The sequence below is a fragment of the Nocardioides sp. genome, from assembly GCF_041600255.1.
In the GTDB taxonomy this organism is placed as follows: domain Bacteria; phylum Actinomycetota; class Actinomycetes; order Propionibacteriales; family Nocardioidaceae; genus Nocardioides.
The window spans coordinates 1-7,005 of record NZ_JBFIKK010000156.1 but is presented as its reverse complement, the minus strand read 5'-3'; the positions used below and the strand labels follow the sequence as shown (position 1 = coordinate 7,005).

The following is a 7,005-nucleotide window of genomic DNA, read 5'->3' as shown; positions in this document are numbered from 1 at the left end:
GTCCCCCGCGGGTCGAAGCCGACGATGTCGAAGCGCTCCAACAGCGGCCGACGGAACACGTCGCGCGCCTGGGCGGCGTAGCTGGTGCCCGGCGCCCCGGGGCCACCCGGGTTCACCACCAGCGATCCGATCCGGGCGTCGGGCTCTCGCGCGGGCACCCGCAGGACGGCCAGCCGGATCGTCTCGCCGTCCGGCTCGCGGTAGTCCAGCGGGACGGTGAGCGTCGCGCACTCGTTGCCACCGCACGCCCGCCAGGCGAGCTCCTGGTCGTAGTACGGCGCCAGCCCCGGCCGGGGCGGCACGGTCGTCGAGGGTCCCGGGGTCGACGTCGGGGCCGGCCCGAGATCCTCGCGGGGCGAACCGTCGCCGGATCGCAGCGCGGACAGAACGCCCAGGACGCCCCCGCTGACGACCAGTCCGACCACCAGCAGGATCGCGACGATCCGGACGGCACCGGGCTTCACCGGCTGCTCCCCGCCGGCACCTTCAGCGCCACCATCATCGACTCGAGCGCGAGGGGGACGGGCACGTTGAAGTCGAGCATCTGCTCGCGCGCCTCGAAGATCCAGGCGATCCGGCGCAGGTTCAGCTCACGGCTGGAGTTGCGGACGATCTGCTCGACGTCGCCCCGGATCTCTTCGTTGACCAGCCGCCCCGGGGCTCCCGACGCGAGCGCCAGGGCGTCGCGGTAGACCGAGACCAGGTCCATCAGGCTGCGGTCGACGACATCGAGGTGCCGGCGCTTGGCGCGCGCTTTCTGCGCCTTCTCCAGAGCAGTGAGGGCCGGCGCGTACTCCCGGGGGCGCCGGCCGCGCTCGACCACGCCGTACGACGAGTCCAGGTCGGCCTTCTCGCGGGCGTCGAGCTCGCCGGTGATCGCGTCCGCCTCCTCCTTGGTCACCTCGGTGAGGTTGGTGGCGGCGTTCATGCAGGCGCCCAGCGTGGTCAGCCGGGCCGGCAGCGAGACCACCTCGCGGCGACGGTTCCGGGTGGCCTCGTCGCGGGCCAGCGCTCGGGCCCGGCCGATGTGCCCCTGGCTCGCCCGGGCGGCGTACGACGCGAGCGCGTCCGCGACACCCTCGGTGCGGACCAGGAAGGCGGCCACGTCGTCGGCGGTCGGGGTGGTCAGGCTGACCAGTCGGCAGCGGGAGCGGATGGTGGTCAGCACGTCCTCCACCGTGGGCGCGCAGAGCATCCAGACGGTGCGGTCGGTGGGCTCCTCGATCGCCTTGAGCAGGGCGTTGCAGGCGGACTCGGTCAGTCGGTCGGCATCCTCGACGATCAGCACCTGCCAGCGACGCCCCACCGGGGCGAGCGCCGCGCGACGGACCAGGTCGCGGACCTCGTCGACGCCGATGGAGAGCTTCTCGGTCCGGATCACCGAGACGTCGGCGTGCGACCCGGCCAGCGTGGTGTGGCAGGCGTGGCACTCCCCGCAGCCGGCCTGCTCGCACTGGAGCGCGGCCGCGAAGGCGATCGCGGCGTTGGACCGGCCCGAACCGGGCGGTCCGGTGAAGAGCCAGGAGTGGCTCATCCCGCGCCCCTCGGCCGCGGTGCGGAGCGCGGTGATCACGGCCCGCTGGCCGACCAGGTTCTCCCAGACGCTCACGACGACACCGCCCCCCGGGTTGCCCGGTCGAGCAGCGGGGTGACGCGCTCGAGCACCGTGGCCGCGATCTCGTCGACCGGGAGACGCCCGTCCAGGACCAGGTAGTGCTCCGGGTCGGCGGCCGCCATCGCGACGAAGGCCTCCCGGACCCGACGGTGGAACTCCAGCGACTCGCCCTCGATTCGGTCACGTCCCTCGAAGCGGCCCAGCCCCTGCTCGGGCTCGACGTCGAGGACGACCGTCAGGTGGGGTCGCAGGTCGCCGGTGGCCCAGCGGGCGACCTGCTCGACCTCGGCGACGTCCAGGCTGCGGCCGGCGCCCTGGTAGGCGAGCGTGGAGTCGACGTACCGGTCGGTGATCACGACCTCGCCGCGGGCCAGGGCCGGCTGGACGACGGTGTCGACGTGCTCGGCCTTGTCGGCGGCGTAGAGCAGGGCCTCGGTGCGGTCCGAGAGGCTGCCGGTGGCCGGGTCCAGGACGATCTGCCGGAGCTGGCGGCCGACCGCGGTGTCGCCGGGCTCGAAGGTGAGCAGGACGGCGTACCCCTGCTGCTCCAGGGCGGCGCGGAGCAGGCGCGACTGGGTGGACTTGCCGGACCCCTCGCCGCCCTCGAAACAGACGAAGACACCAGTGGCGGCGTGGGTCCCGGGTGCGGCTGGCATGCGCCGAACCTACGAGGTGCTGCCGACACCCGACAACGCGGGTTCCACAACCCCCACCCGCTGTAACGCGGTGTTATGGGCGCTGAGCACGCCCTCGGGGGCTTGTTCAGCGACCATAACCCCGCGTTACAGCCGAAAGCGGTCAGGCCTTCTTGGCAGCCTTCTTCGCCGGCGCCTTCTTGGTGGCCTTCTTCGCGGTGGCCTTCTTGGCGGTGGCCTTCTTGGCGGTCTTCTTCGCCGGAGCCTTCTTCGCGCCCTTCTTGGCCGCCTTCTTGGCCGGGCCCTTCGCCCGACGCTCGGCCAGCAGCTCGGCGGCCCGCTCCAGGGTGATCTCCTCGACCGAGTCGTCCTTGCGCAGGGTGGCGTTGTACTCGCCGTCGGTGACGTACTCGCCGAAGCGGCCGGCCTTGACGACGACCGGCTGACCCGAGACCGGGTCGTTGCCGAGCTCCTTGAGCGGCGGCGCCGCGGCGGCCCGACCCCGCTGCTTGGGCTGGGCGTAGATCTTCAACGCCTCGTCCAGGGTGATCGAGAACAGCTGCTCCTCGCTCGTCAGCGAGCGCGAGTCCGTGCCCTTCTTGAGGTAGGGCCCGTACCGGCCGTTCTGGGCGGTGATCTCCTCGCCGGCCTCGTCCACCCCGACCACCCGGGGCAGCGAGAGCAGCTTGACGGCGTCCTCGAGGGTGATGGTGTCCAGCGACATCGTCTTGAACAGCGAGCCCGTGCGCGGCTTCTCGTTCTTCTTGGCGTCCTCGGGCAGCAGCTCGGTCACGTACGGCCCGAACCGACCGCTCTTGGCGACCACCTGCAGACCGGTCTCCGGGTGCACGCCGAGCTCGATCTCCTCGCCGGCCGGGTTGGCGAAGAGCTCCTTGGCCTTCTCCAGGGTGAGCTCGTCGGGCGGCAGGTCCTCGGGCACGTTCGCCCGGACGACCTCGGAGTCGCCCTCGTCGCCGGGACGCTCGATGTAGGGGCCGTAGCGCCCCACCCGCAGCACGATGCCGCTGCTGCCGTCGCCGATCGGGAAGGTGGCGAGCTCCTTGGCGTCGATGTCGCCGAGCTCGTTGACCAGCGTCTTGAGGCCCACGACGGCGTCGGTGCCGTAGTAGAACTCGCCGAGCTCGGTGGCCCGGTTCTTGCGGCCGCCGGCGATGTCGTCGAGCACGTCCTCCATCAGCGCGGTGAACTCGTAGGACACCTGACGCGGGAAGTGCTCCTCCAGCAGCCGGATCACCGAGAACGCGAGCCAGGCCGGGACGAGCGCCGTGCCCTTCTTGTAGACGTAGCCGCGGTTCAGGATCGTGCCGATGATCGAGGCGTACGTCGAGGGGCGACCGATCTCGCGCTCCTCGAGCTCCTTGATCAGGGTGGCCTCGGTGTAGCGGGCCGGCGGCTTGGTCTCGTGACCGTTGGCCGAGATCGAGGCCGAGGAGACCGAGTCGCCCTCGGCGAGCGCCGGAAGCCGGGTCTCGGCGTCGTCCTTGGTGGCCGCGGCGTCGTCGGTGCCCTCGACGTACGCCTTGAGGAAACCGTGGAAGGTGATCACGCGACCGGTCGCGGAGAAGACGACGTCCTCACCGGTCGTGGCACCGCCACCGATCCGGATCGAGACCGACTGGCCGACCGCGTCCTTCATCTGCGAGGCGACGGTGCGCATCCAGATCAGCTCGTAGAGCCGGAACTGGTCACCGGTCAGGCCGGTCTGCGCCGGAGTCCGGAAGGTCTCGCCGGCCGGCCGGATGGCCTCGTGCGCCTCCTGGGCGTTCTTGACCTTGGAGGTGTAGGTCCGGGGCGTGTCAGGCAGGTACTCCGCGCCGTACAGCTCGCGGACCTGCGCCCGGGCCGCCTCGACCGCACCACCGGAGAGGGTGGTGGAGTCGGTACGCATGTAGGTGATGAAGCCGTTCTCGTAGAGCCGCTGCGCCACCGACATCGTCGAGGAGGCGCTGAACCCGAGCTTGCGGGAGGCCTCCTGCTGGAGCGTCGTCGTGCGGAACGGCGCGTACGGCGAGCGGCGGTAGGGCTTGGACTCCACCGAGCGCACGTCGTACGACGTGTCGCGCAGGGCCTCGACCAGCCCCTCGGCGCGGGCCCGGTCGAGGTGGACGACCTTGCTGGCGTCCTTGAGCAGGCCGTCGGGGCCGAAGTCGGAGCCGCGGGCCACCCGGGCGCCGTCGACGGAGTGCAGCTTGGCCGGGAACATCCGCTGCTCGTGCGCCGAGCCGGCGTCGAAGGTGCCCTCGAGGTCCCAGTAGGAGGCGAGCCGGAACTTCATCCGCTCGCGTTCCTTGTCGACGACCAGCCGGGTCGCCACGGACTGGACGCGGCCGGCGGAGAGGCCGGACATGACCTTCTTCCACAGCACCGGGGAGACCTCGTAGCCGTAGAGCCGGTCCAGGATCCGACGCGCCTCCTGGGCCTCGACGAGGTCCATGTCGATGTCGCGCGGGGAGTCGGCGGCCGCCAGGATCGCGGTCTTGGTGATCTCGTGGAAGACCATCCGCTTGACCGGGATGTTCTTCGGCTTGAGCTCGTCGAGGAGGTGCCAGGCGATCGCCTCTCCCTCGCGGTCCTCATCGGTGGCGAGGTAGAGCTCGTCGGCGTCCTTCAGCAGGCCCTTGAGCTTGGTGATGTGGGACTTCTTGTCCCGGGGCACGACGTAGTAGGGCTGGAAGTCGTTGTCGACGTCGACCGCGAGCCGCCCCCAGGGCTTGTCCTTGATCTTGGCCGGGGTGTCCGCCGCGTTGTTCGGGAGGTCACGGATGTGGCCGATGGAGGACTCGACGACGTAGCCGTCGCCGAGATAGCCGCCGATGGTCCGGGCCTTCGCCGGGGACTCGACGATCACCAACTTGTGTGCCACTGGGGTTCTTTCTCCCTGCCTCTGTGCTGCGTGAGCTCCCGGTGCGGGGCTCACGGCCGAACACGGTAGCGCGTCGGACCTCGTCGTCCAGCGCTTGACCTAGCTCGAGGTCTCCTCGAGGAACCCCTCGCGGACCAGTTCCCGGACCAGCGGAAGGTACGTCGTCCGGGTCTGCTCGACGTCGAGCTCCAACAACTGGGCCAGGGCGTCGAGAATCTGCCCGACGCTGAGTTCACCATCGCATGCCCCCACCAACGCCGCCTCGACGGTGTCCACCCGGCGGGCCCGACGCAGGCCGCGCTGCTGGCGCAGGACGACGGTCTCGGGGTCCTCCGCACCCGGCGCACCGAGGGTCTCCTGCTGCAGGTCGAGGCGGGCGACCAGCCGGGTGTCGAGCTCCACGTGGACCCCGACGGCCTCACCCCAGGCCCGGACCGCCGGCCCGATCGGCTGCTCGACGTCGTAGGGCCACTCCAGGAAGTCGCGAGTGCGCGCGCTCCCGCCGCCGGACCCTGCGCCGACCCGGTGCAGGTTGATCCAGCCGAAGCCGATCGCCTCCACGCCCTGCTCCTCGAACCACGACAGCCAGGTGTCGTAGCGGCGCAGGTAGTCCGGGCCGCCGTGCAGGCCGGCGTCCTTGAGCCACAGCTCGACGTACGACGCGGGGTCGATGACCTCGCGCTGCACCACGAACGCGTCGCAGTCGTCCGCCACCCAGGGCAGCAGTCGCTCGTCCCAGGACTGGCCGCTGGCAATCACCCAGTTGGCCAGGATCTGGCACCAGCCACCGTCGGCCAGGTGGCCTGGCGCCGCTCGCACGATGTCCTCGACGACCCGGTCCCCCGGCAGGCCGGAGTCGCGGTAGACCAGCCGCTCCCCGGTGGCGGGCGAGATCACGAACGGCGGGTTGGTGGCGATCAGGTCGAAGCGCTCGTCGGCGACCGGCTCGAAGAACGAGCCCTCGCGCACGTCGATCGGGGACGGCGAGGCGTTGAGCGCCGCGTTGAAGCGGGTCAGACGCAGGGCGCGGGGGTTGACGTCGGTGGCGACCACCTCGCGGCTGTGGGTCGCCAGGTGCAGCGCCTGGACACCGCAGCCGGTGCCCAGGTCGAGCGAGCGGCCGACCGGCTCCCGCATGGTGAGCTGCGCCAGCGAGCTCGACGCCGAGCTGATCCCGAGCACGTGGTCGGAGCCGACCCGGACGGGGTGCCCGTCGAGTCCCGGGGTGAGGTCGCTGACCACCCAGAGATCGTCGCCCTCGGTGGCATAGGGGCGGACGTCGAGCCGGGCGGCCACCTCACCGACCGAACGCTCCACCAGTCCCTCGACGGCGAGTCGGTCGACCAGGTCCGGCAGCGCAGCCTCAGCGGCCTCGAGGGTCACCGGGGTCTGCAGCAGGAACAGTCGGACCAGGGTCTCCAGCGGCGAGCCGCCCGTCGTACGACGCAGACCGGGCGAGGTCTCGTTGCGGTCCAGCGCTGCGTGGGCCTGGCTGCCCAGCAGCTCGGCGACGGTGTCGTAGGTGAAGTCGGCCGCCTGGAGGGCGGCACGCAGCCGGACGGGCAGATCGGTGGGCATCGCCCCAGCCTAGGGACCGCCCCCGACATTGCGGCGGCCGACATGACACTGGCCGACATGACACTGGCCCGCCCGGAGGACCGGGCGGGCCAGTGGTGGAGCGGTGGAGCGGTGGAGCCTCAGGCCTGCGGCGTCTCGAACCGCTGCGTGGCCATCGGGTCGGCCGCCGCGCCGGCCCCGGGAGCAGCCGGCGGCGGGGTGGATCCCGCGCCGTCGCCCATGGTGACCTCACGCTGCTTGGAGACGTAGACGGCCACCACGATGATCGCGGTCGCGACGAACGCGATCGCGAG

4 protein-coding genes and 1 pseudogene are annotated in these 7,005 nt (G+C 71.4%); all 5 read right to left on the bottom strand.

Translation table 11 applies throughout. The features are described from left to right. Positions 1 to 464 (bottom strand): annotated as a pseudogene (locus ABZE72_RS14915) (alpha/beta hydrolase); the annotation flags it as partial. After that, positions 461 to 1,609 carry a DNA polymerase III subunit delta' gene (locus tag ABZE72_RS14910; RefSeq protein WP_372729820.1) on the bottom strand — a complete coding sequence of 383 codons (1,149 nt, stop codon included), beginning with the start codon at positions 1,607 to 1,609 and terminating at the stop codon, positions 461 to 463. The gene ABZE72_RS14910 and the pseudogene ABZE72_RS14915, both read right to left, overlap by 4 nt. Continuing rightward, entirely contained in the window at positions 1,606 to 2,271 is a 666-nt protein-coding gene (gene tmk / locus ABZE72_RS14905; RefSeq protein ID WP_372729819.1) for a dTMP kinase, read from the bottom strand. The genes ABZE72_RS14910 and tmk overlap by 4 nt, the downstream gene beginning before the upstream one ends. Positions 2,272 to 2,413: 142 nt before the next feature. Then, positions 2,414 to 5,134, bottom strand: coding sequence for a type I DNA topoisomerase (gene topA / locus ABZE72_RS14900; RefSeq protein WP_372729818.1), 2,721 nt, complete (start codon positions 5,132 to 5,134; stop codon positions 2,414 to 2,416). Between the two features lie 99 nt (positions 5,135 to 5,233). Continuing rightward, entirely contained in the window at positions 5,234 to 6,712 is a 1,479-nt protein-coding gene (locus ABZE72_RS14895) for a methyltransferase (protein WP_372729817.1), read from the bottom strand. Between the last annotated feature and the right edge of the window lie 293 nt (positions 6,713 to 7,005).

Bases quoted from the DNA above. Each gene is read 5' to 3' on its own strand.
- tmk (WP_372729819.1), bottom strand. From the start codon at position 2,271: ATGCCAGCCGCACCCGGGACCCACGCCGCCACTGGTGTCTTCGTCTGT.
- ABZE72_RS14895 (WP_372729817.1), bottom strand. From the start codon at position 6,712: ATGCCCACCGATCTGCCCGTCCGGCTGCGTGCCGCCCTCCAGGCGGCC.